This window comes from Streptomyces sp. NPDC032161 (assembly GCF_040636995.1).
Taxonomy (GTDB): domain Bacteria; phylum Actinomycetota; class Actinomycetes; order Streptomycetales; family Streptomycetaceae; genus Streptomyces.
This window is the reverse complement of the sequence record NZ_JBEZVN010000002.1, coordinates 977,505-1,003,902: the sequence shown is the minus strand read 5'-3', so window position 1 is coordinate 1,003,902 and position 26,398 is coordinate 977,505. Positions and strand designations below refer to the sequence as shown.

The 26,398-nt window shown below is 73.0% G+C and carries 18 protein-coding genes, 1 tRNA gene and 1 pseudogene; 10 read left to right on the top strand and 10 right to left on the bottom strand.

What is annotated here, in order from left to right; translation table 11 throughout:
* Nucleotides 1-38: 38 nt before the first annotated feature.
* A complete protein-coding gene (locus AB0E67_RS10115; RefSeq protein ID WP_362023370.1) occupies nucleotides 39-1,553 on the top strand; it encodes an FG-GAP repeat protein in 1,515 nt (504 codons plus the stop codon).
* Nucleotides 1,554-1,657: 104 nt separating this feature from the next.
* Here AB0E67_RS10115 and AB0E67_RS10110 read toward each other — a convergent pair whose 3' ends face one another.
* Both AB0E67_RS10110 and AB0E67_RS10105 read right to left on the bottom strand, forming a co-directional pair.
* Entirely contained in the window at nucleotides 1,658-2,017 is a 360-nt protein-coding gene (locus AB0E67_RS10110; protein ID WP_362023367.1) for a zinc ribbon domain-containing protein YjdM, read from the bottom strand.
* A gap of 86 nt (nucleotides 2,018-2,103) precedes the next feature.
* On the bottom strand, nucleotides 2,104-2,688 hold the full coding sequence (locus tag AB0E67_RS10105; protein WP_362023364.1) for a class I SAM-dependent methyltransferase: 585 nt from the start codon (nucleotides 2,686-2,688) through the stop codon (nucleotides 2,104-2,106).
* Nucleotides 2,689-3,090: 402 nt separating this feature from the next.
* Between AB0E67_RS10105 and AB0E67_RS10100 the strand changes: the two genes are divergently transcribed.
* Nucleotides 3,091-3,864, top strand: a complete 774-nt coding sequence (locus AB0E67_RS10100) for a helix-turn-helix transcriptional regulator (protein WP_362023650.1) — start codon at nucleotides 3,091-3,093, stop codon at nucleotides 3,862-3,864.
* A gap of 216 nt (nucleotides 3,865-4,080) precedes the next feature.
* Here the strand turns inward: AB0E67_RS10100 and AB0E67_RS10095 are convergent.
* Nucleotides 4,081-4,153: transfer RNA gene (locus tag AB0E67_RS10095), tRNA-Arg, on the bottom strand.
* Between the two features lie 329 nt (nucleotides 4,154-4,482).
* Here AB0E67_RS10095 and AB0E67_RS10090 point away from each other — a divergent pair.
* The 7 genes and pseudogenes from AB0E67_RS10090 (at nucleotide 4,483) to AB0E67_RS10060 (ending at nucleotide 14,298) form a co-directional block, all read left to right on the top strand.
* Nucleotides 4,483-6,180, top strand: a complete 1,698-nt coding sequence (locus tag AB0E67_RS10090) for an ATP-binding protein (RefSeq protein WP_362023647.1) — start codon at nucleotides 4,483-4,485, stop codon at nucleotides 6,178-6,180.
* A 317-nt stretch (nucleotides 6,181-6,497) separates the two neighbouring features.
* The gene (locus AB0E67_RS10085; protein WP_362023645.1) at nucleotides 6,498-8,459 is read left to right on the top strand and encodes a GTPase; all 1,962 of its coding nucleotides are present in this window, start codon (nucleotides 6,498-6,500) and stop codon (nucleotides 8,457-8,459) included.
* A gap of 150 nt (nucleotides 8,460-8,609) precedes the next feature.
* Nucleotides 8,610-8,957, top strand: a pseudogene (locus AB0E67_RS10080) (single-stranded DNA-binding protein); the annotation flags it as partial.
* 798 nt (nucleotides 8,958-9,755) lie between these two features.
* Entirely contained in the window at nucleotides 9,756-11,147 is a 1,392-nt protein-coding gene (locus AB0E67_RS10075) for an LAETG motif-containing sortase-dependent surface protein (protein ID WP_362023361.1), read from the top strand.
* A 368-nt stretch (nucleotides 11,148-11,515) separates the two neighbouring features.
* Nucleotides 11,516-13,180, top strand: coding sequence for an energy-dependent translational throttle protein EttA (ettA, locus tag AB0E67_RS10070; protein ID WP_362023358.1), 1,665 nt, complete (start codon nucleotides 11,516-11,518; stop codon nucleotides 13,178-13,180).
* Between the two features lie 6 nt (nucleotides 13,181-13,186).
* Nucleotides 13,187-13,609: a thioesterase family protein gene (locus AB0E67_RS10065; protein WP_073783097.1), complete on the top strand. Its 423-nt coding sequence runs from the start codon at nucleotides 13,187-13,189 to the stop codon at nucleotides 13,607-13,609.
* Nucleotides 13,606-14,298, top strand: coding sequence for a hypothetical protein (locus AB0E67_RS10060; protein ID WP_362023356.1), 693 nt, complete (start codon nucleotides 13,606-13,608; stop codon nucleotides 14,296-14,298). Before AB0E67_RS10065 ends, AB0E67_RS10060 begins: the two co-directional genes overlap by 4 nt.
* A gap of 42 nt (nucleotides 14,299-14,340) precedes the next feature.
* Here AB0E67_RS10060 and AB0E67_RS10055 read toward each other — a convergent pair whose 3' ends face one another.
* Both AB0E67_RS10055 and AB0E67_RS10050 read right to left on the bottom strand, forming a co-directional pair.
* Nucleotides 14,341-15,927, bottom strand: a complete 1,587-nt coding sequence (locus AB0E67_RS10055; RefSeq protein ID WP_362023353.1) for an alpha/beta hydrolase — start codon at nucleotides 15,925-15,927, stop codon at nucleotides 14,341-14,343.
* A 238-nt stretch (nucleotides 15,928-16,165) separates the two neighbouring features.
* Nucleotides 16,166-16,570 (bottom strand): globin, encoded by a 405-nt coding sequence (locus AB0E67_RS10050; RefSeq protein ID WP_073783093.1) that lies wholly within the window; start codon nucleotides 16,568-16,570, stop codon nucleotides 16,166-16,168.
* Nucleotides 16,571-16,721: 151 nt separating this feature from the next.
* Between AB0E67_RS10050 and AB0E67_RS10045 the strand changes: the two genes are divergently transcribed.
* Complete coding sequence (locus AB0E67_RS10045; RefSeq protein WP_362023349.1) at nucleotides 16,722-17,705, top strand: methyltransferase domain-containing protein; 984 nt, start codon at nucleotides 16,722-16,724, stop codon at nucleotides 17,703-17,705.
* A 57-nt stretch (nucleotides 17,706-17,762) separates the two neighbouring features.
* Here the strand turns inward: AB0E67_RS10045 and AB0E67_RS10040 are convergent, their stop codons facing one another.
* From AB0E67_RS10040 to AB0E67_RS10020, 5 genes are all read right to left on the bottom strand, one after another.
* Nucleotides 17,763-19,007 (bottom strand): FHA domain-containing protein, encoded by a 1,245-nt coding sequence (locus AB0E67_RS10040; protein ID WP_362023346.1) that lies wholly within the window; start codon nucleotides 19,005-19,007, stop codon nucleotides 17,763-17,765.
* A 237-nt stretch (nucleotides 19,008-19,244) separates the two neighbouring features.
* Nucleotides 19,245-20,603: a VWA domain-containing protein gene (locus AB0E67_RS10035; RefSeq protein ID WP_362023343.1), complete on the bottom strand. Its 1,359-nt coding sequence runs from the start codon at nucleotides 20,601-20,603 to the stop codon at nucleotides 19,245-19,247.
* A gap of 172 nt (nucleotides 20,604-20,775) precedes the next feature.
* Complete coding sequence (locus AB0E67_RS10030; RefSeq protein WP_362023341.1) at nucleotides 20,776-22,125, bottom strand: protein phosphatase 2C domain-containing protein; 1,350 nt, start codon at nucleotides 22,123-22,125, stop codon at nucleotides 20,776-20,778.
* A 2-nt stretch (nucleotides 22,126-22,127) separates the two neighbouring features.
* On the bottom strand, nucleotides 22,128-24,866 hold the full coding sequence (locus AB0E67_RS10025) for a tetratricopeptide repeat protein (RefSeq protein WP_362023339.1): 2,739 nt from the start codon (nucleotides 24,864-24,866) through the stop codon (nucleotides 22,128-22,130).
* Nucleotides 24,867-24,969: 103 nt separating this feature from the next.
* Nucleotides 24,970-26,295 (bottom strand): hypothetical protein, encoded by a 1,326-nt coding sequence (locus AB0E67_RS10020; RefSeq protein ID WP_362023336.1) that lies wholly within the window; start codon nucleotides 26,293-26,295, stop codon nucleotides 24,970-24,972.
* Nucleotides 26,296-26,398: the final 103 nt, after the last annotated feature.

Sequence of the window (26,398 nt, the reverse complement as noted above, 5' to 3'; positions counted from 1 at the left end):
TTCACATCCGATATTCATGCCCGAACAAAGGAATCGACGTGACATCCCGCGTCCTCGGAACCGCTGCTGTTCTCGGAACCACCGTCGTCCTCGCCGCCACGGCGGCCGCCGCCGCGACGGCCGCACCCGCCGTGCCCGTCGAGACCGTCGCATCCGCGCCCGGCGCGTCCGCCCCCGCCCAGCCGCCGGGGCGGAACGACTTCAACGGCGACGGCTACCCGGACGTGGCGTTCACCGCGCCCGGTGCCACCGTCGACGGCAAGGCCGGGGCAGGTTACGTGGGCGTGGTGTACGGATCCGCGAGCGGTCCGAAGACCTCCACCAAGCAGGTCCTCACCCAGAACTCGCCCGGCGTCCCGGACGGGGCCGAGCCCGGTGACGCGTTCGGCAGCTCGTTGGTCTCCGCCGACCTCGACCGGGACGGGTACGACGACCTCGTGATCGGCGCGCCCGGGGAGTCGGCCGGCACCACCGAGGAGGCCGGCTCGCTCACCGTGATCTGGGGCGGCCCGCGGGGCCTGTCCGGCGGTGCCACGCTGCTGACCGGCGACGAGCAGTATCAGGGGATGGGCACCCGGACCGCCGTGGGCGACTTCGACGGCGACGGGGCCGTCGACGTCGTCACTCTCGGAAGGGGACAGGGCGACACGCACGTCCTGTCCGGCCCGTTCGGGCGCGACGGCGGTCCGGCGGCCCCCGTCAGGGTGATCCGCGACATGGACGACCTGCGCTACCTCGACATCACCGCGGGCGACTTCGACGGCGACGGCCGCGACGACCTGGCCGCGGTGGTCCACGACGGCGACGAGTACGACGCCCGGCGCATCCTGATCCGCAGCGGCGGCGCCACCGGCCCGAGCGAGGAGTACACCGTCGTCGACCGCGCGGACGGCTCCCGTCTCCAGGGCGGCGAGACCATCGCTGCGGGCCGCGTGAACGGCGACAGGTACGCCGACCTCGTCGTGGGCCGCCCGGTCGACGGCTACGACAGCGACGTGGACCTCCCGCTCGCCAAGGGCGGCATGATCACCTACGTGCCGGGCGGTCCCACCGGCCCGCGGGGGGACCGGGCCCAGGTCCTCAACCAGGACAGCCCCGGCGTCCCGGGCGCCGCCGAACGGTCCGACGGATTCGGAGCCTCCGTCTCCATCGGGGACGTGAACGGCGACGGCTACGGCGACATCGCCGTCGGCGTACCCGGTGAGGACCTGGGCACGACGAAGAACGCGGGTTCGGTCCTGGTCCTCCCCGGCACCGCGTCCGGCCCCACCGGCAAGGGCACGGTGGGCTTCAACCAGGACACGGCGGACGTCCCCGGCGTCGCCGAGCCGAACGACCGCTTCGGCGCCGCCGCGACCCTGGTCGACGCCAACCGCGACGGCCGCGCGGAACTGCTCGTCGGCGCCCCCGGCGAGAACGCCGACGCGGGCTCCCTCTGGGTCTTTCCGACCACGGCCTCCGGCCCGACCGCCAAGGGGTCGTTCACCTTCGGCCACGGGACGCTGGGCACCACCCCGACGAAAGCGGGGCTCGGCTCGTCGTTCAACCGCTGACCGACCGCTCGTCGGCGCGACCGGCCACCCGTCGACGCGACCGGCCCCGTCCGCGGATGCGACCGGTCCCGCCGCTCCCCGGCGGGACCGGTCACACATCGGGATCAGGCCTTCTTGACCACGCCGGACTTGAGCTGCATGGCCCCGAACCCGTCGATCCGGCAGTCGATGTCATGCCCGTCGACCCCGTCGACGAGCCGGATGCCGCGCACCTTCGTACCGGCCTTGATCCCGGACGGACTGCCCTTGACCTTGAGCGCCTTGACCACGACCACGGAGTCCCCGTCCTTCAGCACATTGCCGACGGAGTCCCTGATCACCCGCTCCCCGGAGGCGCCCTCGTCCTGGGCGTCGCCCTCGGCGGGGACCCACTCATGGCCGCACTCGGGGCACACCACCAGGGCGTTCATCTCGTAGGTGTACTCGCACGAGCACTTGGGACAGGGCGGCAGATTCGCGATCACCCCGGTACGGTAACTGCCGATTATACGAATTGCGAAACTTTGCAACTGTGGGCGGACGGCCGTCGGCCGGGGCGCCGGCCGCGAGGTCAGGCCTTGCGGGCCAGGAAACGGATCTGCCGACCGGGCTGGTGCTGCGACGCGACTTCCTCGAAGCCGGCCCGGCGCAGGCGGCCGGGCAGTGTCACGGGGTCGAGCACGACCATGGTGTCGCCGATGTGCAGCAGCCGGAAGCGCAGGCTGGGCCGGCTGTCCACCCCGCGGAACACCCCACCCGGCCGCAGCACACGGCATGCCTCGGCGAACAAGGCGTCCTGAAGGCCGGTGGAGGGCACGTGGTGCAGCATGGTGAAGCAGACGACGGCGGAGAACCGTCCGTCCGGAAAGGGGAGTCGGGCGCCGTCGCCGTGCACGATCTCGACCCGGTCGGTGAACTCGGCACGCAACAGGGCCACGGAAGCCTCGTCGATCTCGACGGCGGTCAGCTTCGTCGTGTCGGACGACTTCGCGGTGTGGGACACCAGCGCCCGGGTGGTGGCTCCGAAGCCGGGACCGATCTCCAGGACGTCGTCCCCGAGTTCCACGCCGGCCAGTTGTTCCGGCATGCGGTCCGCCACGTCGGCGGCCCAGCGGGCGGAGCTGCAGATCTTGCGATGCAGGTAATTCATCGGCATGGCACGACCCTAGGAAGGCCGCGCGCCGGCCGCGAGACCCGCTCGGGCCAGAGGATGTCGCACAGAGGCCAGCGCCCGGGGAACGTCCGCTCCAGGGTCTGTCTTCGAACCGTCGTACGGCAGGCGGCAGTTCGAGGGAAGCCCCTGAGGGCTGTCCCGTAATCCCTGGTGGATCGGCGCGCGGCGTCGGATGCGGTCCGCCGCAAGGCGGAGGGGCGCCCGCATGCTGGATGCATGCGGGCGTTCCGACAACGCGGCGAGGTGCCGTAGCTGTCGTCGTGTGCCCGCCAGGGGTTGCGGGACAGCCCTTAGAGTTGACGGGTGACCTCTTCAGGGCCTGGCGGCCGACGGGCTCCTCGTGCGGCGTTCGCGGCGGAGCGGGGCGCGGGGGAGGGGGCCATCCTGGTGGGAGCCTTCCCGCTCCCGGCCGGCCACTGGTTCGGGGCGCATGAGCACCCGCAGCACCAACTCGCCTGGGCCACCAGGGGAGTGCTGGGGGTGACGGTCGGCGACGACACCTGGGTGCTGCCGTCCACCCGTGCCCTGTGGATCCCGGCCGGAACCGTCCACCGGACCGGTGCGCCGCGCGACACGCTCTTCCACAGCCTGTACCTGGACCCCACTCGTTGCCCGCTGGACTGGTCGACGCCGGTCGCGGTCGGCGTCGGCGAACTGCTGGCCCGGCTGCTGGCCCACCTGGGACGCGACGACCTCGCACCGGACGCGCGGCACCGCGCGGAGGGCGTGGTGTTCGACCTGCTCCATCCACTGCCCAACTCGCCGATCACGGTGCCCGAACCTGTCGACGACCGTGCGCGGGCGGTGGCCGCACTGCTGCTGGACGACCCTGCCGACTCGCGCACGCTGGCGGCGCTCGCCCGTGCGGTCGGCACCAGCCGCCGGACTCTGAGCAGGCTCTTCGTCCAGGACACCGGGATGAGCTTCGACCACTGGCGCACCCGACTGAGACTGCGCGCCGCCCTGCCACTGCTCGCCGACGGCCGCCCGGTCGCCCAAGTGGCCCATGCCGTCGGCTATGCCACGCCCAGCGCCTTCCTCGCCGCCTTCCGCCGTGCCATCGGTACCACGCCCCGGCACTATCTGCACACCGCGGACGCCCGCTCGCCGGAGACGTCCGGCGCTCGACCGGACGGCGGCCGGCCCCCGGCCCGATGAGTTCGCCCCGGCCCAGGCCCTCCGGTCCCGGCGCCGGTCCCGGCGCGGATCACCACCGGGCCGCTTCGGGCCGAACGGCCGCCGGGGGCCGTCCACAACCGGTTTCAGCCGTACATTTTCAGCCACCCGTGGTTCGTGCCCCCGCGGCCCCGTCCCCGACCGAAATTCACTCCTGGCCGAAAAAAAGACCCTCCCGAAGGAGGGTCTGTCCCGGTGCGCCCCCGGCAGGACTCGAACCTGCGGCCAAGTGCTTAGAAGGCACCTGCTCTATCCACTGAGCTACGGGGGCCGGTGGTGGTGGCCTCGGTGGCCTGGAGCCCTGGGCCGGGCCGGTCGGTGACCTGCCGGAACAAGGATAGGGCTCCGATCGCCTCGTACCGGTTGCTTCACCTGCGTGGCACGATGTGGAGGTTCGGTGAAGCGAACCGATAATCGCAGGTGGACCGGATTCGCGCATCGCTTTTTACGCCTCACGCCCCGGGTGTTGTGCACTCGTTATGCCTGCGCCCCACTCGTCCCCTCTGTCCTGACTTGAATTCTGCGGAGGAACCGGCGCGCAGGGGTCGCTATACGCTTCAAAAAGGCTCCAAAATTGGGCATTCTTCGCATGTGGTGACCTTGGACGTACGGCCTCAGCTCATCGACGCACTCTCCGCCCTGCGCGACCGTGTCGCCGCCGTGCGTCTTCCGCTTCCGCTGCCGGGGGCCGCTCGTGCCCGCCGGACCCGGAGCGAGTTGCTGGCCCAGCTCGACGACTATCTGCTTCCCCGGCTCAAGGATCCCGAAGCGCCCCTGCTCGCCGTGATCGGAGGGTCCACCGGGGCCGGGAAGTCGACCTTGGTCAATTCGCTGGTGGGGCGGCTGGTCAGCGAGGCCGGGGTGCTGCGGCCGACCACGCGCACGCCCGTGCTCGTCTGCCACCCGGACGATCACCACTGGTTCGCGGGGACGCGCGTGCTGCCACAGCTCACCAGGGTCTGGCTGCCGCCCCAGGAGGCGCGGAGCACCGGCGGACGCGAACGCCTCGGCGCACTCGGTGGTCTCGGCGGGGCCGATGACCTCGGCGGGTTCGACGACGCCGAGGACGACGAGGAGGACGGGACCACGCTGCGTGTCGAGACCGCCACCGGGCTGCCGCGCGGGCTGGCGCTGCTCGACGCACCCGACATCGACTCGCTCGTCGTACGGAACAGGGTGCTGGCCGCCGAGCTGATCTGCGCCGCGGACGTGTGGGTGATGGTCACCACGGCCTCGCGCTACGCGGACGCGGTGCCCTGGCATCTGCTGCGTACCGCCAAGGAGTACGACGCCGCGCTCGTCACCGTCCTCGACCGGGTGCCGCACCAGGTGATCGCCGAGGTGTCGCGGCAGTACGGGGCGCTGCTCACCCGGGCGGGCCTCGGCGAGGTGCCGCGCTTCACCATCCCGGAACTGCCCGAATCGGCGGGCGGCGGCAGCGGGCTGCTGCCCACCACCGCCGTCGCCCCGCTCCGGGCCTGGCTCAGCCACCGCGCCCAGGACCCGGCGGCCCGCCAGCAGGCCGTCGGGCGCACCGCGGCCGGGGTCATCGCCTCGCTGGACGTCCGGCTGCCCGCGCTGGCCGGGGCCGTCGCGGCACAGTACGCGGCGGCGGTGCGACTGACCGCGGTCGTCGAGGACGCGTACCGCGCCGAGGCGGAGCGGGTCGAACGGCGGCTGCGCGACGGCGGCGTGCTCGCCGGGGAGGCCCGCACCCGGTGGCGCGGATACCCCCTGTACAGCACCTCCGAGGAACTCCTCGAATCGCTGGTGGAAAGCCTCGCCGCGCTTCTGCGGTGCGCCGTCGCCGCCGCCGACGAGCAGATCCGTGCGGCCTGGCGGCGCGAACCCGCGGCCGGGGCGTTCGGCCACGGGGACGCCGGCCGGGAGGCCGGGGGATGGGGACCGGCCGAGGACGTCGAGGGCCGGATCGCCGTGGCCGTACGGCGGTGGTGGCGCGTGCTGGAGGAACTGGCGGAGGAGGAGGAGGTGCGCCGGCTCGAACGCAACACCGCGCCCGACGCCGAGACGGTGGCGGTGCTCCTGGCCGCCGCCCTGCTCGGCGGTCGGCGTACCAGAGCCGCCGGGGAGCAGCTCGCCGAGCGGATCGGGGCCCAGGGCGCGCTGCGGCTGCGCGACAGGGGCGGCGCACTGCTCACCGACTGCCTCGGCCGGGTGCTCGACGGGGAACGCGACCGACGGCTCGCCCCGCTCGACGCCCTCGACGTCGCCCCGGAACCACAGGCCGAACTCATCGCCGCGCTGTCCGTACTGCAGAAGGAGAGGTGGCAGCGTTGACTGCCGTCATCGACGAGGGGGCGAGCCGGGGCGCCGGTACCGCGTCCCCCGACGACCACGAGCGTTCTCACCCTGACCGTTCTTGTCCCGGACGTCCCCGTCCCGACCGTTCTCATGACGCGGATCCTGGTCGGGAGCGCCCGCACGACGACCAGGGCCGGCCGGGCGCCGGTCAGGACCGATCGAGTCCGGGCCGTCCGGTCGAGGGGTGCGTGGACGCCCCGGAGGCGATGGCGGGCTGGAACGACGGGCTCATCGCCCGTCGCGCGGCCGTCAGGACGGTGTCCGACGAGCCCGGCACCGGCCCGGACGACGACATGCGGGCACCCCAGGTCGAGGCGTACGTCCCGTCCGGCGGGCCGCTGCGGCCACGGCTCGACGCGCTGCGCGAACTCGTCGGGCTGTCCCGGGCCCGGATCGACGCGGACGCCCTCGCCGAAGCGGGGCGCGTGCTCGACGAGGCGGCGGCCCGGCGTCGGCTCTCCTCCCGGCACACGGTCGTCGCCGTGGCCGGGGCGAGCGGCAGCGGCAAGTCGACCCTGTTCAACGCGCTCGCGGGCGCCCAGATCTCCGAAACCGGGCTGCGCAGGCCGACCACCTCCGCCCCCCTCGCCTGCTCCTGGACCGACGGGGCCGCCGGACTGCTCGACCGGCTCGCCATTCCCGGCCGGCTCAGGCGGCGCCCGCAGCAGGGTGCCGCGGGCGCCGACGAGGCGCTTCAGGGGCTCGTCCTCGTCGACCTGCCCGACCACGACTCCGCGGCGGCCGGGCACCGCGAACAGGCCGACCGGGTGCTCGCCCTGGTAGACGCGGTGATCTGGGTGGTCGATCCGGAGAAGTACGCGGACGCGGCCCTGCACGAGCGCTATCTGCGACCGCTCGCCGGGCACGCCGAAATCACCTTCGTGGTCCTCAACCAGATCGACCGGCTGCCGGGCGACGCCGCCGATCAGGTCCTCGACGATCTGCGCCGGCTGCTGGACGAGGACGGCATGGCACTGGGCGAACACGGTGAACCGGGTGCCACCGTCATGCCCCTGTCCGCGCTCACCGGCGAGGGCGTGGGCGAACTGCGCGACCTGCTCGGCCGGTTCGTCCAGGAGCGCAGGGCGGCTGCGCTCCGTCTCTCCGCGGACCTGGACGCCGCCGCGGCCAGGCTCCGCCCGCTGTACGTCGCCGAGGGCCGGACCGGTCTCGGGGAACGGGCGCGGGAGGAGTTCGCCGACAGGCTCGCGGAGGCCGTCGGGGCGGCAGCGGCGGGCCAGGCGGCCGAGCGGGAGTGGCGCGGGAACGCGGGGCGGGCGTGCGGCACGCCATGGCTGAGGCTGTGGCGCCGGTACGAGTCCACGCGGCGGCCGGGACGTCCGGAGTGCCCGGCGGGGCCCGCCTCGCCGGAGGAGCGGCTCACCGCCCGGCAGGGGGTCGAGCAGGCGGTACGGATCCTGGCGGACGAGGCCGCCCGCGGGCTGCCGGCCCCCTGGGCACAGGCGGTCCGCGAGGCGGCGGTGACCGGCGCGCGGGGTCTGCCGGAGGCGCTGGACGGACTGGTCACGAGTGCCACGGGCGTTACGAGCGTCATGGGGGAGAACGGGGCGGGCGGCTCCGGTGGCGTGGTCGGGGTGGACAGTGCGGACAGTGCGGGCTGCGTCGACGCGGGTGGCGGCGATGCGGGTGGCGGCGATGCGGGTGGTTCGGCTGAGTCTGCTGGTCCGGGTGATGCGTCGGACGGTGCGAGCGGGGTCGGCCGCGCGGGTGACAGGAGGAGTGCGGATGGTGCAGGCGGTGCGGGTCGTGCGGGTGGTTCGACGGGGGTGCTGAGAGCCGCGATGACGAGGGCGGCCGGAGTGCTCGGCGGGTCCGGTGCCGGGCACGGTGGTCGCGCGGCAGGCGACATTTCGACGACACGGCCCAGGCCGCCACGGCCCGGATGGTGGCCCGCCGCCGTGCTGGCGCAGGTGTCGATGACGCTGTTGCAGGTCTTCGGCGTTCTCTGGCTGATGGGCCGGATCGCCGGTGTGCTCGACCCGGGATTCCTCGCACCCGCCCTGGTGACGCTGGCGGGTGTCGTCGGGGGGCCGCTGGTGGAGTGGTCGTGCGCGGCCGCCGCGCGGGGGCCCGCGCGGCGGTACGGGCAGGAGGCCGAGCGGCGGTTGCGGGAAGCGGCGGCGGCCTGCGGGCGGGCGAGGGTGCTCGACCCGGTGGCGGCTGAGCTCGTGCGGTACCGCGAGGTGCGGGAGCGATACGTGGCGGTGACGGAGTTTTCCACAACTGTTCGGTAGTCCACAGGCGTCAGCGGGATTTCCGCCTCTCCTTCAACCTGGGATCCGTGACCGCGCGGACGCGGTCGCCGGAGCCGACGGCCCACGACCGGTGGTCGATGACCGCGGCCCCGTGGACGGAGGACTGAGGACCGAAGGGGAGGCGGAGTCATGAACGACACCTTGGTGACGTTGGTGGGCAACGCGGCGACGGCGGTGGAGTACCGGGAGACCGCCACCGGCGGGATGGCACGTTTCCGGTTCGCGGTGACACCGCGCCGCTGGGATCGTGAGAAGCAACTCTGGACGGACGGGCGCACCAGCTTCTACACCGTGTGGGCCTGGCGGGCGTTGGCGTCGAATCTGTCCGGTTCCGTCGCCGTGGGTGAACCACTCGTCGTGCACGGAAGGTTGAAGGTGCGCGAGGAGGAACGGGAAGGCCGGCACAGGACGTTCGTGGACGTCGAGGCGGTCGCCGTGGGGCACGATCTGACGCGGGGGACATCGGCGTTCCGGCGGGTGATGAGGGGTGGGCCGGGGATCGACGTGCGCATGGGGAGTGCGGTGCCGGGCGGTGCGGGTGATGCGGGTGATGCGGGTGGCGTGGGTGGTGCTTCGGTGCGCGCGGACGAACCGGATTGGTCGGGAGCGGCGCTCACGCAGGGAGCGGCCCCCGGGGCGGAAACGACCTTCGGGGCCGAGGCGGCCCCCGGGCTGGAAGAGTGGTCCCGATCGGGAGGGGCGCCCGGGCCGGGACAGGCGGCCGGTTCGGCAGAGGCACCCGTATCGGGAGAGGTACCCGTATCGGGAGCGGCGGCCGGTCGGGAAGGGCCGGTCGGGCCGGAAAGGCGGGCCGACCGGACCGAAGGGGGTGAGCGGGCCGAACGGGCCGAACGGACTCGGCGTACTGTGCGCGGAGAGGGCGGCGGGCGTGCCGTGCTGCAGCGGGGCAAGCGTGTGACGGATCGCCAGAAAGACAGTGACACGCTGGTGTTGGTGACGTGAACGGTTCGTATGGTGATGGGGTGGCGGGCTCGGACGTGGGGTGTGCGGGGGTGGGCGGGGCGTCAATGAGGCGCACCGGCCATAACGATTCTGAGTCGGAATGGTTATATGACGTTGTGACGGGGGACTGTTCATCGCTTCGTCCTTAGGATTCCCCCGTACTCACGGGGCACTTGAGTCGACTGGCGGGACAATCCCCACACGCGCAGCAGGCGCGGAGGGTTCCGCCCGGAGGGGAATTCTGTGTTTTCTGCTGATTCAGCGACCGTTTCGTCTTCCTTGAAGGCACCTGATTCCGCGCGGCGGCGGGGCATGGCCCGACTGGCCGCATCGGTGGTGGCGTCCGGTCTGGTCATGGCAGGCGCCTTCGTCGGCGCCGGCAGCGCGGTCGCCGACGAGGCGCCGCAGCATCAAGGCGGCGCCGCCGCGGTCCTGGACGGTCTGAAGACCTATGACCGTGCCGTGCTCCACGCGGGTGGCAGGAACCAGCAGCTGCCCGCCGGGGTCTTTGAGATGACCGTCGACGGCGGCGGCAAGCTCAAGACGTACTGCATCGACATCCACAACCCCACGCAGAACCGGGCGAAGTACCTGGAGACGCCCTGGGGCCAGACCTCGCTCGGCGCCAACAAGAACGCCGGCAAGATCCGCTGGATTCTCGAGCACTCCTACCCGAAGGTCGACAACCTCGCGGCACTGGCCGAGGAAGCCGGCACCGGCCCGCTCACGGAGAAGACCGCCGCCGCGGGCACCCAGGTCGCCATCTGGCGTTACTCGGACAATGTGGACGTCGAGGCGACCGACGCCGCGGCCGAGAAGCTGGCCGACTGGCTGGAGAAGAGCGCCGTCGACCAGGCCGAGCCCAAGGCGTCCCTCGTCCTGGACCAGGCCGCGGTCTCCGGCAAGTCCGGCCAGCGCCTCGGTCCGATCACCGTCCACACCAACGCGGGCCAGGCCACCGTGACCCCGCCCGTGGACGCCGCCAGCGGCGTCAAGGTCACCGACAAGAGCGGCAAGCCCCTCACCTCCGCGGTCAACGGCGGCGAGCTGTACTTCGACGTTCCGGCGGGCACCGCCGACGGCTCCGCCTCGCTGACCGTCCAGGCCACCACCTCGGTGCCGGTGGGCCGGGCCTTCGCCAGCGCGACCAAGAGCCAGACCATGATCCTGGCCGGTTCCAGCGACTCCACGGTCTCCGCGACCGCCACCGCGACCTGGGCCAAGCAGGGCGCGATCCCGGCCGTCTCGGCGGAGAAGAACTGCGTCAAGGGCGGCGTGGACGTCACGGCGAGCAACAAGGGCGACGAGGCCTTCACCTTCGAGCTGGCCGGGAAGAAGCACACCGTCGAGGCGGGCAAGTCCGAGACGGTGACCGTCCCGGTCGCCGAGGACCAGGCGTACGACATCACGGTCACCGGCCCCGAGGGCTTCTCGAAGACGTTCAAGGGCGTCCTGGACTGCAAGACCAGCAGCAGCGGCACCGGTGGTGCCGGCGGCAACGGCGGCCACGAGACCCAGACCGAGGGCCAGCCGGCCCCCGCCACCTCCGGCGGCGGTTCGACCGGTTCCGCGGGTGACCTCGCCGAGACCGGTGGCTCCAGCGCCACCCCGGTCATCGCCGGTGTCGCGATCGCCCTCGTCGTCGTCGGCGGCGGCGCGGTCTTCCTCCTCCGCAGGCGCAAGGCCCAGCCCTCCGCGCAGTGATTGCGGCAAGCCTGTGACTCCGCGATTCGAGTGATCCCCGCGATCCCGTGATTCCGGTGATCCGGGTGACCCCGGTGATTCGGTGATCGCGGAGTGACGAACGGCGAGCGTGGCGTCACGCCCGCTCGGTGACGGCCCCGGTACGTGTACGCGTACCGGGGCCGTCGGCGTGCCCGGGGCGCCACCGGCGAACGGGGGCGGGGAGGGGCGGGGCCGGCCCTGGGGGGCGGGCCCGGAGGGCCCGGTGCGCGGGCCCGGGCGCGGGTCCGGGACATGGGCGGCGTCCAACGGGCTGGTTTCCGTCCGGGGACGGACGTCAGGCAAGATGGGGTGTATCTGCCCACACATCGATAGCCGGACGGTTTCTCTTGGCTGAGTACATCTACACCATGCGCAAGACGCGCAAAGCGCACGGCGACAAGGTGATCCTCGATGACGTCAACCTGAACTTCCTGCCGGGCGCGAAGATCGGTGTCGTGGGTCCCAACGGCGCCGGCAAGTCCACGGTGCTGAAGATCATGGCGGGCCTGGAGCAGCCGTCCAACGGTGACGCGTTCCTCTCGCCCGGTTACAGCGTCGGCATCCTCATGCAGGAGCCCCAGCTCGACGAGTCGAAGACGGTCCTGGAGAACGTGCAGGACGGCGCCGCCGAGGTCATGGGCAAGCTCAAGCGCTTCAACGAGGTCGCCGAGCTCATGGCGACCGACTACTCCGATGCGCTGATGGAGGAGATGGGCAAGCTCCAGGAGGACCTGGACCACGCCAACGCCTGGGACCTGGACGCTCAGCTGGAGCAGGCCATGGACGCGCTGGGCTGCCCGCCCGGCGACTGGGCGGTCGTCAACCTCTCCGGTGGCGAGAAGCGCCGCGTCGCGCTCTGCAAGCTGCTCATCGAGGCCCCCGACCTGCTGCTCCTCGACGAGCCCACCAACCACCTCGACGCCGAGTCGGTGAACTGGCTGGAGCAGCACCTCTCCAAGTACGCCGGTGCCGTCGTCGCGGTCACCCACGACCGCTACTTCCTGAACAACGTCGCCGACTGGATCCTGGAGCTCGACCGCGGTCGCGCCCTGCCGTACGAGGGCAACTACTCCACGTACCTCGACAAGAAGGCCGCCCGCCTCAAGGTCGAGGGCCGCAAGGACGAGAAGCGCGCCAAGCGGCTCAAGGAGGAGCTGGAGTGGGTCCGCTCCAACGCCAAGGGCCGGCAGACCAAGTCCAAGGCCCGTCTCGCCCGTTACGAGGAGATGGCGGCCGAGGCCGAGAAGATGCGGAAGCTGGACTTCGAGGAGATCCAGATCCCGCCGGGCCCGCGGCTCGGTTCCGTCGTCGTCGAGGTCGAGAACCTCGCCAAGTCCTTCGGTGACAAGGTCCTCATCGACGACCTGTCGTTCACGCTGCCGCGCAACGGCATCGTCGGCGTCATCGGTCCGAACGGCGCGGGCAAGACCACGCTGTTCAAGATGATCCAGGGCCTGGAGAGCCCCGACTCGGGCTCCATCAAGATCGGTGACACGGTCAAGGTCTCCTACGTCGACCAGGGCCGGGCCAACATCGACCCGAAGAAGACCCTCTGGGCCGTCGTCTCGGACGAGCTGGACTACATCAACGTCGGCCAGGTCGAGATGCCGTCGCGGGCGTACGTCTCCGCGTTCGGCTTCAAGGGCCCGGACCAGCAGAAGCCGGCCGGTGTCCTGTCCGGTGGTGAGCGCAACCGCCTCAACCTGGCGCTGACGCTCAAGGAGGGCGGCAACCTGCTGCTCCTCGACGAGCCCACCAACGACCTCGACGTCGAGACCCTGTCCTCGCTGGAGAACGCCCTGCTGGAGTTCCCGGGCGCCGCGGTGGTCATCTCCCACGACCGCTGGTTCCTGGACCGCGTCGCCACGCACATCCTGGCGTACGAGGGCGACTCCAAGTGGTACTGGTTCGAGGGCAACTTCGAGTCGTACGAGAAGAACAAGATCGAGCGCCTCGGTCCGGACGCGGCCCGTCCGCACCGCGCCACGTACAAGAAGCTGACGCGAGGCTGATCCGTCTTGGCACGCCACATCTACCAGTGCCCCCTGCGCTGGTCGGACATGGACGCCTTCGGGCACGTCAACAACGTCGTCTTCCTCCGCTATCTGGAGGAGGCGCGGATCGACTTCATGTTCCGGCTGGCGCCGGGTGACGGTTCGCCGTCCTTCTCGGGCGGCTCCGTGGTGGCCCGGCACGAGATCGACTACGTGCGCCCGCTGGTCCACCGGCACGAGCCGGTGACCATCGAGTCGTGGGTCACGAGGATCGGCGCCGCGTCGCTGACGATCTCGTACGAGATCAAGGACCCGGACCAGGTCTACGTACGGGCCACGACCGTCGTCGTCCCGTACGACCTGGCCGCGGAGCGGCCCCGGCGGATCAGCGCCGAGGAGAAGCTCTTCCTCCAGCAGTACCTGGCCGAGGAGCCCGCGGCGGCATGACCGTACCCGTGCTGCCGCTGGAGTTCGCCGACGCGAGGGAGACCGCGGATCTCGCGGCCTTCCTCGCGCGGCTCCTCCACTACGACCGGGCCGCCGCGGTGCGGATGCAGGCGGGCGGCAGCGCACTGGCGGTGTTCGGCAGACCGCCGTCGTTCGAGGTGCTGGCGATCCGCACGGCCCGGCTGACCGGGCACCACGCATTCGACATCACGGTGTCCGCCGGGGAGCTCCTGGAGTCCCTCGGCTCCTCCGACACCGGGGGCGGGGCCGATCCGGGCCCCCTGCCCGCCGCAGTCACCGGACCGCCGTGGACGGGGGTGCTCCCGCCGCGCGGCGGCTGGCGCGAACTGCCGGGCCTGCCCGACCCGGTCTCCCTGCGCGGGGCCGTCACCGCCGCGGTGGCGGAGTTCCGGACCCGCGACGAGGCGCTGCCCGAGGCCCGTCGCACCCGGACCGAACGGGACCGGATCGGCCGCGAGATCTGGTCGCGCACGATCGGCACCACCGCCCTCCCGCTGCGGGCCGTCCACGCCGCGCTGTCCCTGGGCTTTCTGCGCCCGGCGCCGGACTTCCCGGTCGCTCTGCTCGCGGCCGGGTCCTGGCTGCGGCTGCGCACCCCGTTCGGCTCGATCGCCCTGCGCGGCCACGACAGCGGGCTCGGCGGCGGGTTCGCGGTCTCGGTGGGCTGAGAGCCCGGTCCGACGCCCGCGGGCCGAGGGCCGGGCACCCGCTCACCGGGCCTGCCCGGCGCGTCGGCAGGTCAGATCGGCGGCGGGCAGGACGCCGTCCCGCAGATAGCCGACGACGGCCCGGTCGGCGCACGGGACCGGCGTGAGCCCGTCGAGCCCGCGCCCGAACACCCCGTGCGCGCGGACGTCCGCCGTCACCAGCCGTGAACCCGTCAGACGGCGGTGCAGCGCCAACGCCCCTTCGTACGGCACGTTGTTGTCGTACCGGGCCTGAAGCATCAGTACGGGCACGGCGTTGCCGACGACCGTGGCGGGCTCGCGGGACGTGCTCGTCCAGAACGCGCACGGGGCCATCATGCCGTTGACGAGCGGACCGAACACGGGCTGGGCCGCCCGGCTGCGTTCCATGTTCCGCCAGTACGTCTCGGGGTCCTTCGGCCAGCCACCGGCCGGCCAGCCGCGGTCGCCGCACATGAACAGCGCCCCGCCCAGCATGGAATCGGTCAGCTCGGGCGAGGCCAACAGCTCCAGCAGGGCGGCGAGTTCCGGGCCCGGTTCGACCGGTCGGCCCGCGGCGGCGTCGACCAGGTCGCGCACGGTGGCGGCGAGCGCCGGGTCGTGCTCCTCGTGCTGGATGAACTGCCGCAGGATCAGCCGTAGCAGCGGTGCGTCGAGGCGGACGCCCGAGACGGTGACCGGGCGTTGCTCGGCCCCGTCCAGCAGCGCCAGCACACTCGATCGCACACGGGCGGGCGTGTCCCCGAGCCGGTAGGCGGCGTCGTGCCGTGCGGCCCATCCGGCCCAGGTGTCCAGCGCCTCTTCGAGCGGCCTGCCCGCCCGCTGGAACAGCTCGTACTGGGTGGCGGCGGGATCGGTGGACGAGTCGATGACGATCCGGTCGGCGCGGTGGGGGAACATCTGGGTGTAGACGGCGCCCAGGTCGGCGCCGTACGAGACGCCGTAGTACGACAGTCGGCGCTCGCCCAGCGCCGCGCGGATCGCGTCCATGTCACGGGCGACGTTCCGGGTCGTGGCGTGCGGCAGGAGCCGGGCGTTGTCCCCGTGCTCCCGGCAGCGGCGCGCGGTGTCCCGGGCATCGCGCACCGCTGCCTCGAAGTCCTCGCGTCGGGTCGTGGCGGGACCGGGCTCGGGCGCCGGGGCGGCGGGGCCGCAGGTGATGGGCGTGGATTCGCCGAGGAAGCGGGGATCGAAGCCGATCAGGTCGTAGCGGTCCGCGGCGTCCCCCAACGCGGGCCGCAGACGGAGGGGGTCGGCCAGTCCGGTGCCACCTGGTCCGCCCGGATTGGACAGCAGGATGCCCCGCCGCTCGCCGCGTCCGCCGGTGGCCCCGATGCGCGATACGGCGATCTCGATCGTCGGGCCGCCCGGGTCGGAATGGTCGAGGGGGACGGTCACCCGCGTGCACCGCGCGCCCGCCGCGCGCAGTTCCGTCTGCCGCGCGGAACAGGGGCCCCAGACGAGCCGCTGGTGGACGGCGGCGGCGGAGGGCTCGGCGGAGGCGGGGACGACGGGGGAGGGGGCAGTGGTGGCGGTGGCGGACGCGGGCATTCCGCCGGTGAGCAAACAGGCCAGGCCCAGGCCGACGGTGGCCGGTGCGGCGACGCGCATCGTGCTCCTCGGGATCGGATGGACGAATCCCGCACGAAGTTAGGCGCGCACGCGACCGACGGACATCCGGCCACCCGGTCGGTACGGCCTGGGGCCAGCACCACCGGTCACACCGGGGGACGAGAAGGGCCGACTCCGTCCTCGGCCCCGCACGGTCCCGGACGCCCCTGGGCCCGGTTCGGCTGTCGGTTCCGGATCGGCCCCGGGCACAGGGCCCGTCCTCGGCCCCGGTGGCGGCTCAGCCCTCGGTGTTCACCATCGAGGCCGCGGCGTACGTGAGGTAGTCCCACAGCCGCTGCTCGTGCTCCGGCGCCAGCCCGAGCTCGTCCAGGGCGGTCCGCATGTGGCCCAGCCACGCGTCGTGCGCCGCCCGGTCCACCCGGAACGGGACGTGCCGCATCCGCAGCCGCGGGTGTCCGCGCCGCTCGGTGTACGTACGGGGGCCACCCCAGTACTGCATCAGGAACAGCCTGAACCGTTCCTCGGCCGGGCCCAGATCCTCCTCCGGGTACATCGGCTTGAGCAGCGGGTCCTCGGCGACCCCCTGGTAGAAACGATGCACCAGGCGCCGGAAGGTCTCCTCGCCGCCGACCTGCTCGTAGAAGGTCTGCTCCTGCAGCGTGTCGCGCGGAATCTCAGTCACCCGTCCATCGTCGCAGACGCACCGGCCGAGTACCTGGGGCCTAGGCCCTGCCTTCGAACCGAGGCCTGCCACGGCCCGGGTCCTGGCCACCGGGGGCCGCGCGCAGGAAGGTGGAGACCGGGGAGACCGGGGAGAACGGGAAGACGGAGAGATGGACGACACACATCCGGACCGGTTCGCCGAGGCCGCCACCGGTGAACGGTGGGCCATGGTGCGGGGCATCGTGGCCCGCGGGGGACTGGGCGACCCGCGCTGGCGGGCCGCGTTCGAGGAGGTGCCGCGCCATCTGTTCGTGCCGTACTACTTCGTGGCCGGTGGAACGGACCGCCTGTGGTGCGAGGACCCCGACCCGGTCCGCCGGGCCCGGTGGCTGCGCGGGGCGTACGCGGACGAGGCACTGGCCACCCGGATCAGGGACGGCGAGCTGATCTCGTCGAGCAGCCAGCCGTCGCTGATGGCCCGGATGCTCGACGAACTGGACGTGCGCGACGGACAACGGGTGCTGGAGATCGGCGCGGGCAGCGGCTACAACGCGGCCCTCCTCGCGCACCGGCTCGGCGACGACGCCGTGACCACCGTCGACCTCGACCCGGAGATCACCGAGTCGGCCCGTCGGCACCTGGCGGCGGCCGGTCACCACCCGGCGGTGATCACCGGCGACGGGACCCGGGGCTGGCCGCCGCGCGGCCCGTACGACCGGATCATCGCGACCTGCACCCTGTCGTGCGTCCCCCCGGCCTGGCTGGACCAGTGCGCTCCGGACGCGCGGATACTGGCGCCGCTCGCGACCGGACTGATCGTGCTACAGGTGCGGGTGACCGCGCGCCGCAGGTACGCCGAGGGACGCTTCCTGCGCACGCCCGCCTATTTCGTACCGCTGCGGGGCAGCCCGACGGGACCCGCCCGGCGCCCGCACACCGGCGCGCTCCCCCGGCGCTTCAGCGAGGACGAACGCTTCCGGTTCCTGCTGGAGCTGACCGGATCCAGTCTCGACCCGCACGAGGCCCTCTCCCTCTGGCAGCGCGAGGGGCGCCCCGGGAGGGAGCGGTTCGGCATCACCGTCCGGGACGGGCGGCAGTGGGCCTGGCTGGACGACCCCGAAGGGCCGTACGCCTGGCCACTGCCCGAGGGGTAGCCCCGGTCCCGGCCGGGGCGGGTGCCCCGGCGGTCCTGGCGGGGCACCCGCGGCCCGTCAGTCCTGGCGGATCGTGATCGTCGTCCATGCCCCGACATGCACGCGGTCGCCGTCCTTGAGCGGGACGGGGACGTAGGGCTGGATCGGGTCCTCGGCGCCGTTGAGCGTGGTGCCGTTCGTGGAGTTCTGGTCCACCACGGCCCAGCCGCCGTCGGGCTGCCGCACCAGCACCGCGTGCTGGTGCGAGACGCCCGGGTCCTCCGGAGGCACGGACAGGTCGATGTCGGGGGACTCGCCGGTGCTGTGCCTGCGGCGCCCGACGGTGACCTGGTTGCCGGTCAGCGCCACCCGCTGCTCCGGGGAGTACGCGGGCAGGTTGAGGCCGGTCGCCTCCGGACCGCTGCGCTGCATCATCGCCAGGAAGTAATCGCGGTCCGGGGCGATGACGGCGGTCCAGCTCGCGGGCGGCTGGTTCTGGTTCCCGCCCGGCGACGGCGGTTGCTGCTGCGCCGGGGCCGACGGCTGCGGGTCCTGCGGCCGGGACGGCGGTGACAGCATCCAGTCGTCGTCGGCGGACCGGGGCGGCTGCGGTGCGGGCGGCCGGGGAGCCGAGGGCGCGGGCGGAGCGGGCCGTTCGAACGAGGGCGGCGCCGACTGCTGCTGGAACGGCGACGAGGACTGCTGCTGGAACGGCGGCGGAGGCGGCCCCTGCTGCTGGAAGTGCTGCGGGGGCTGTGACGCCTGCGGCGGCTGCGGTGCCTGCGGACCCGGGCCGGGCGCGGACGCCGGTCCGGGCGTGGGTGCCGGGACCGGGCCGGGCGCGGGGGCAGGGGGCCCGGGTCGGCTCGCCTGCTCGGGGGAGAGCGGCTCGGCCGGGCGGTTCACCTGCGAGGGCCGCGAGCCCTGGTACTCGAACGGATCGGGCATCCGCTGGGGCCCCGACGGCTGCTGCGCCTGGAAGCCCGGCGGCAGGTTCAGACCGGGCGGAGGGCCGGTGGCGGCGCTGGGGCGCGGGGCCAGCGGCGTGTACGACGTCGCCGTGTTCGTCAGGAAGTTCCAGCGGCATTCCTCGCAGAACGGCGCCATCGCCTCGCGGGGCGTGCGGCACTGCGGGCAGAGTTCGGCCTGCTGGGTCGGGTCGGCGCCGGACGGCCCCTGGGGGTGGCCGTACCCGGGAGCGGGCGGCGGGGGAGGCGGCGGAGGGACCGAGCCCGCGGGAGCGCCCGCGCCGGTCATGCGATGGCCGCAGACCTCGCACCAGTCCTCGGAACCCGACTGGTGTCCGTTCGGGCAGGTCGGCATGTCGGCGCTTCCCCCTCTCCTCGTCCGGCCCCGCGGGGCCGTCACTTCTCGTGCTCTTCGCTGCCCGGCGGTCCATTCGCTCCGGCCGGGCGGCCTGACTGTACGGCTGTGCGATTGTGCCCCGCGCGGCGCCGTGTCTGCGCGCCTGGCCCCGCGCCGTCCCTCGCGTCCGTGCGGACGCGCGTCGTGCGGGCGCTTCGGTGTGCGGGTGTTTCGGTGTGCGGTTGTCCTGTGCGGCTATTTCTTGACGCGGACGGTCTTGGTGGAGCGCGTTTCGAGCGTCATCGAGTCGGCCTCCGCGACCTTCGCCTTCAGTCGCACAGTACCGGTCGCCGCGTCGACGACGTCCACCACCTTCGAAAGCAGTTTCGCAGTGTCCTCGTTCCCGGACGCCGACGCCAGCTGTACCGCGCGGCCCAGTTTCGCGGTGGCGCTGTCGAAGTCGCCCGATTTTCGGGCGTCCAGCCCCTGCTGGATGACCTGCGCCAGTTCCGCCTGGCCCGTGTAGTGCGCGACCTGCGGATTGATCGAGGTGGACGCCGCCATGTCGTCGGTCCACACCGCCCGTACCAGGCCCTGGGAGAGCGTCCGGGGCGCCCCTCCCGCGGGGTCGGGGAGGACCAGCGAGACGCGGGACGCCAGCATCTCCTGGCCGATCCCGGCCTCCGGCACCCGTACGCACACGTGGTAGTCGCGCGACTCGTCGCCCCACGAACCCGTCGGGTAGTCCCCGGCCCGGGGGCCCGCCGCGGTGCGGCGTCCGGTCAGGTCGACGACCGTCGGCGCGACCTGTTTCACGAACATGATCTCGGCCCCGACGGGCGTCCAGAGCCGCAGCGCGACGTCCGCGACCTCCTTGCCCATCGCGTTCTCCATCATCCGCCGGAAGTCCGCGGACAGGCCCGCCGGGTCGGCGACGATGTCGGCCGTACCGAGCAGGGCGGAGGCGATGCCCGTGACCTCCTTCACCTCCCAGTCGGTGCCGACACCCCGGGCGTCACAGGTGAAACGGCCCGCACAGGATTCGAGAGCGGCCCGCAGATCCTCCGGGGCCTCGTGCTCGTTGCGGCCGTCGGTCAGCAGGATCCCGTGCCGGATCCCCACGTCGGCCGCGCCGAGCAGCCGGTCGGCCAGCCGCAGCCAGGTGCCGATCGCCGTACCGCCGCCGGCGGCGAGCGCACGCAGCGCCTCCTTCGCCCGGGCCCTGGTCCGCGCGTCGGCCACCGCGAGCCTTCCGTTGCCCGGGTAGACCTCCTTGGCGACATGCGTTCCGCCGACCACCGCGAACGCGGTGCCGTCGCGCAGGGTGTCGATCGCCGCGGCCGTCGCGTCGCGTGCGTTGCGCATCTTCGTCGGCGGATAGTCCATGGACCCGGAGCAGTCGACCATGATCACCACGCCGGCGTCCGCCGCCCGGCCCGATCCGGACATGTCCGCCGAAGCCGACCCGGACAGCGGGACCCCGCCGGTGGTGCCGCCTCCGGTCGAGGCGACCGTGACGATGGCGTTGACCTCGCGACCGCCCTGCGGGAGAAACTCGTTCTGGTACACCTCGACCGAGAACTGCGGCACGTTCGACTTGGAGAAGTTGGCCATCTGATCGGCTCCTCGGGAACTCCAGGTGTCGGATGAGGACAGCTGTGAGGGGGGCGAGACAAGGAAGGGGCGCGGAAGGGAAACGGTCGGAATAGGGACGAGGGCGGACGGAACCGGAACGCCCCCGGAGTGAACCGGAAGCGAACCGGAACCAAGCGTTACGCAACGGGACTCATGGGGTGTCGCAGCCCGATCCTGCCCCCTGCGGCGTCACCGCGAACGGCACCAGCGCCACTGTTACGTTGTCGTGGCCCCCGCCGTCGAGCGCGTGACCCACCAGCGCCCGCGCGGCGTGCAGTGGTCGCGACCGTGCGTCGGCCGGTACGACCGCGGCCATCTCGGCGACCGACTCCGCGTAGTTCCACAGGCCGTCCGTGCACACCACCACGAGGCCCGGCCGATCCGGTTTGAACGACGCGGTGTGCGGCTCCAGTTCGTACGCGTCGGCGCCGAGCCAGCCCGTGATCGCGTGGGCACGGTCGTCCGCGTACGCCTGGGCCTCGCTCATCAGGCCCGCCGCCACCATCTGCGCGGCCCACGAGTCGTCCTCGGTGAGCCGGGCGGGCGGTGCGGAACGGTCGTCCGGCACCCAGTAGGCGCGGCTGTCGCCGACCCAGCCGACCACCAGCAGGTCGCCCGCCGTGATGGCGCCGACCAGGGTGCACGCCGGCGCGTTCTGGTGCCGCCCCCGATCCTGCTCCGCCGCGCGGCCGGTCTCCCCGGCAAGGGAGTCGACCGACTTCGAGGCCGCGACGATCGCGTCGTGCATCGCCTGCTGCGGATGGGTGCCGCGCGGCAACGACTCCAGGAGCGCCTCGTTGGCGGCGTTCGCGGCGGCGGCCGACGCCTCGTCGGGGCGGCTGGCCGAGGAGACGCCGTCGCACACGATCGCGACGACGGCCGGTGAACCGTCGGGCAGGGCGGTGGTCGAGACGGCGAACGAGTCCTCGTTGCGGTGATGGCGCAGCCCCCGGTCGCTGACGGCGGCCACCGAACCGAGCTCCTGCTCCATGTGGTCGCGCTCGCGCGGCTGGGCGTGACCGCAGTTCTCGCAGTAGCCGTCGGTGTCCACGCGCCCGGCGCGGCACGCCACGCACAGCTTGGTGCCGGCCGGCGGTGTCGCGAACGGCCCGTCGGTACGGGTGCGCGGGTCGGGCACGGGCGGCGCGGCGGAGGGGGCGCCGGTGCCCGCCGGTGCGGACGCCCCGGCGGCCGGGGCGTCCGCCGTCGCTTCCTGGGCCCGGGGCTGTGACTGGGCCGGGGACCGTGTATGTGGCCGACCGGACCCTGGGGCGTCCGCGGTCGCGGGCGCGGCCAGTTCGAAGTCTCCCGAACCGCCCGCCCCGTCGGGCCGGTTCTCCGCCGCCGGCACGGTCAGGGCGACCGTCGGGCGGTCACGTGGTGGCGCGGGCACGGCCGACAGGTCGTATCCGCACGCACCGCAGAACCGGTCGCCCGACTCGGCCGGTTCCTCGCAGCCCGGGCACTTCGACAGGGCCGTCTCCTGGGGCTTCTGCGACATCCTCACACCCACGTCCGGGGGCGGAAACGGTTGGCCCGTTCCACCAGTTCGATCCTCTCGTCGCCGGGCTCCGCGAGCCGGGCGAGCATCCGGTACGAACGCTCCAGCCCGAACCGCAGGCCACGCTCGTCCCACTCACTGTCGAGCAGCTTCCCCAACCCGCCCGGTCCGTACGGTCCGTTCGGCCCGCCGGGCCCGCCGGATGCAGCGGGTCCGGCGGATCCACCGGGGGCGTTCGGCCGCGCTGCCGGGCCCCCGGCCATGGGGCTGCCGGAGAGCACCCAGTCGAGCGCGGTCCCCAGCACCTCCGTCGACAACTCCTCGCGGCGCACCGGGTCCAGGCCGAATCCCGCCAGCGCCGAGAGCTGGTCGGCGGCGGCCCGGAGGTCGGCGAACAGCGGTTCTGACGGGGCCCGTTCGCGCAGCCGCGCCCGTACCGCGGCGACCCTGGCCGCCGTGAAGTGGATCGACGCCTCGGGCACGGACTCCAGCGTCGCCACCGCCCCGGCCCGGTCCCCGGCCGCCAGCTGCACCCGGGCCAGGCCGAACGCCGCGCTGACGAAGCCCGGATCGGTCGTCCACACCAGGCGGTAGTACTCGGCGGCGTTGTCCAGCTGCCCCAGCACCTCCGCGCAGATCCCCAGCGCCAGCTTCGGCGTCGGCTCACCGGGGAACGCGTCGTACACCGCGTCGAAGGACAGCGCCGCGCTCTCGTACGCGCCGGTCACCAGCGAGGTGACACCGCGGTACCAGACGACCCGCCAGTCGTCCGGGTGCCGCCCCTCCAGTTCGGTCAGGGTCCGCCCGGCCGCGTCGAGTTCGCCGGTCTCCAGGCGGGCCCGCAGCTCGCGCAGCCGGGTCTCCGGGGAGGGCGCCGGTACGTTGCCCAGCGCGGCGATCAGTTCGGCCGGGGCGGTGGCCATCAGCCCGGCGAGGAAACCGGCGTTGGGGTCGTTCGCGTCGACCCGGGGCACGGGCAGCGCGAGCGAGGCGGTCCGTGCGTCGAGCCCGACGGGCCGGGGGACGTACGGCGCCGAGGCCGCAGCCGCAGCCGACGGGACCGGTGCCGTGGACGGCGCTCCCGGAACGGCGGCCGGGACCCGGGGACCGGGGACCGCGGGGCCCGAGGCCCCCGCACCCACCACCGCCGTTGCGCCCGTACCCAAGCCCGTGCTCGCACCCGCCCGATTCCGGCGGCGCCTTCCGAGGAGCCCGGACGGCGCCGGTCCGGCGGCCCGCGCGCCCAGCCGCGACACCTCGCCCGTCGGCTTCGCGAACAACTGCGTGTCCGTGACCCGTACTTCGGTACCGAACAGCGTCGACAGCGCCGGTCGCGGCCGTCCCGTCTGCAGCGCCACCACCTCGCGCAGCACCCCGGTCAGCTGCTCCGCCATCTCCGCCGCCGACGCGAACCGCCGCCCCGGATCGGGGTCGGTGGCCCGCACCAGCAGCCGGTAGAACGACTCGTAGGTCCGGAACACCTCGATGTTGTCCGGGTCGGGCAGCGAGTCCGCGAAGACGTTCGTGTAGCCCTGGAAGTCGAAGGTGAGCACCGCGAGCGTCCGTGCGACCGTGTAGAGGTCGGACGCGACCGACGGGCCGACCTCGGCGACCTCCGGCGCCTGGTATCCGACCGTGCCGTAGATGGCCGACTCCTCGTCGTCCATCCGGCGCACCGCGCCCATGTCGATCAGCTTCAGCCTGCCCTCGGTCTGGATGGCGTTGTCGACCTTGAAGTCGCAGTACAGCAGGTTGCGGCTGTGCAGGTGCCCGAGCGCCTCCAGCGCCTCGATCCCGTACGCGCACGCCTGCTCGACCGGCAGCGGGTCGCGCCTCCCGGCCGGGGTGCGCCGCTCGTTCGCGATCTCCTTGAGCGCCTTGCCGCCGACGTACTCCATCACTATGTAGCCGTCGAGCGAACCGGTGCGCTGATCGAGGTGTTCGACGAAGTTGTAGATCCGGACGATGTTGGCGTGCTCGATCTCGGCGAGGAACCGGCGTTCCGAGATCGCGGCGGCCATGGCGTCCTGGTCACCGGTGTCGAGCAGGCCCTTGAGGACCACCCAGCGGTCCGACACGGCGCGGTCCACCGCGAGGTAGACCCAGCCGAGTCCGCCGTGCGCCAGGCAGCCCACCACCTCGTACTGGCCGTGCACCACGTCGCCCGCGCCGAGCTTGGGCACGAAGGAGTACGGGTGGCCGCACTTGGTGCAGAACCCCTCCGTACGGCCCGGCCGTTCGCCCCGGGACCGGCCCACCGGCGCCCCGCAGTCGGAACGCGAACAGAAGCGCTTCCGTTCCGGGACCTCCGGGTTCGCCATCACCGCCGTGTGCGGGTCGGGCCGCGGCACGTCCGGCACCCGCACCAGACCCACGCCCAGCCTGTCCCGGCCGGACCCGCCTGAGGACGAACCGGAGGACCGCACGGACACGGAAGGGGAGGTGGCCGCCCCGGACAGCGAACGCGAGAGCCGGCCCGAGACGGACCGCCGGGACGTCGACGAACGGGACGAGGACCGCGAGGAGGAACGCGACGAGGAGCGGGACGCCGCCCGCGAGCCGTCGCTGCCGGAGCTTCCCGGGCCGTGCGCACCGCCGCCCGCGAGCCCGGTGGGCGGCGAACTCACCATGCCCGTCGGGGAGACGACCGGGGCCAGACCGCAGGTGTCGCAGTACAGCTCACCGCCGCCGACATCCTCGTAGCCGCCCCCGCACGTGGGGCGCTGGCACTGTGTACTCATCTTCCGTCCCCCTGTCCGCCCCGCAGTCGCGGCGGCCGTCCCGTTCCGCGCGTGCTCGTGCTCACGGTCCGTGCGGTCCGTCCCGTCTCACGCGCATTCGTGCTCACCGCCCGTCCTCCGGTGCGGGGGCCCGGCTCTGGGACAGCAGCTCGGCCGCCGTCTCCTGGTAGCGCCGCACCGCCTGGGCGGCGACCCGCAGATCGCACGGCGCGCTCCACAGCATCCGGCGCGCCACGTCGTACCGCTCGATCAGCATCGGGTCCTCGGCCAGACCGTGCCGGGCCACCTTCGCCCGGTACGCGTCCAGTCTGCCGCGCAGCTCCGCCCGTACGGCCAGCGGCGCGGTGACGGCGGTCAACGACTCGCGGGCGCGCAGCAGCTCCTCCTCGGCCTCCCGCTCCAGCGACTCCAGGAGCGGTGAGAGCCGGTGCCACTGGGCGTGCTTGCGGTATTCCGAGGCCGCCACCAGCCGCTCCTGGAGCGCGGTGGCCGGGCCGCTCACGGCGGGCACCTCGGAGGCGGCGATCTTCGCCAGCACCTCGCCGCGGGCCGCCCTGGCCTCGGTCAGGGTCCGGTCCGCACGGGAGAGGACGTCGCGCAGCCGCCCCAGCCGCTGTTCGGCGTCCTGCCGGACCGCGAGGACCGCCTCGATCTCGCGGCGTACGTCCTCCAGAGCGCGGGCCGCACGGTCGTAGCGCGTCGTGTCGGGGCGTCCGCCGCCGGGCGCGGCACTGCCGGGACCCGACAGCCAGAAGGCGAGCGGATCGGTGATCACCTGCACCCGCAGCGTGGCCAGTTCCTGGGTGATCGCCTCCAGTTCGTCGCCCGCCGGATGCTCACCGGGCCGGACGCCCACCGAACGCGCCAGCGAACGGGTGCGGTGCAGTTCGGCGGAGAGCAGGTCGATCCGGGCGGGCAGCGCGGACCACACGGAGTCGGAGGCGACCACCATGTCCAGCGAGCGGGCGTACAGATCGTTCATCCGGGCGACCAGCTCCTCCAGCGAGAACCGCTCGGAGAGCCTGGCCGGACCGCCGGCCGACGGACCGGAGTGACCCGCGGCGTGCGCCACGGTGACGCTGCGGCCGCGCATCAGATCGGTGAGGGCCACCAGATCGTCCCGGTTGGGGTGGCGGCGGCGGGACCGTATCGCACGGGCCCTCGCCAGCGTGCCCGCGTACGCGTCGAAGTACCGCCACAGCAGCGCGATCGAGCCCTCGGTGGCGGCCCAGCGCTCCTTGGTGATGCCCGTCAGGTCGGCACCCTCCAGGAGCCGACGGCCCGCGTGGTCCTGGAGGGCGAGGAGCGAGGTCTCGATCGCCTCGTGCTCCGCGCCCAGCCGGTCCAGCGCACGGTCCGCCTCGTCCCGGTCCATGACCGGTCCGGGGGGCCGTTCCGCGTAGCCGGGGAAGGGGCCCGCGACGCTCATCGATCACCTCTCAGCTCCTCCCGCCGGGACGTACCCGCCGGGATCAGTGCCGCTTCCTCGCCTGCCACTGTCTCGTCCGCCACTGCTGCCACCGGTGCCCCCG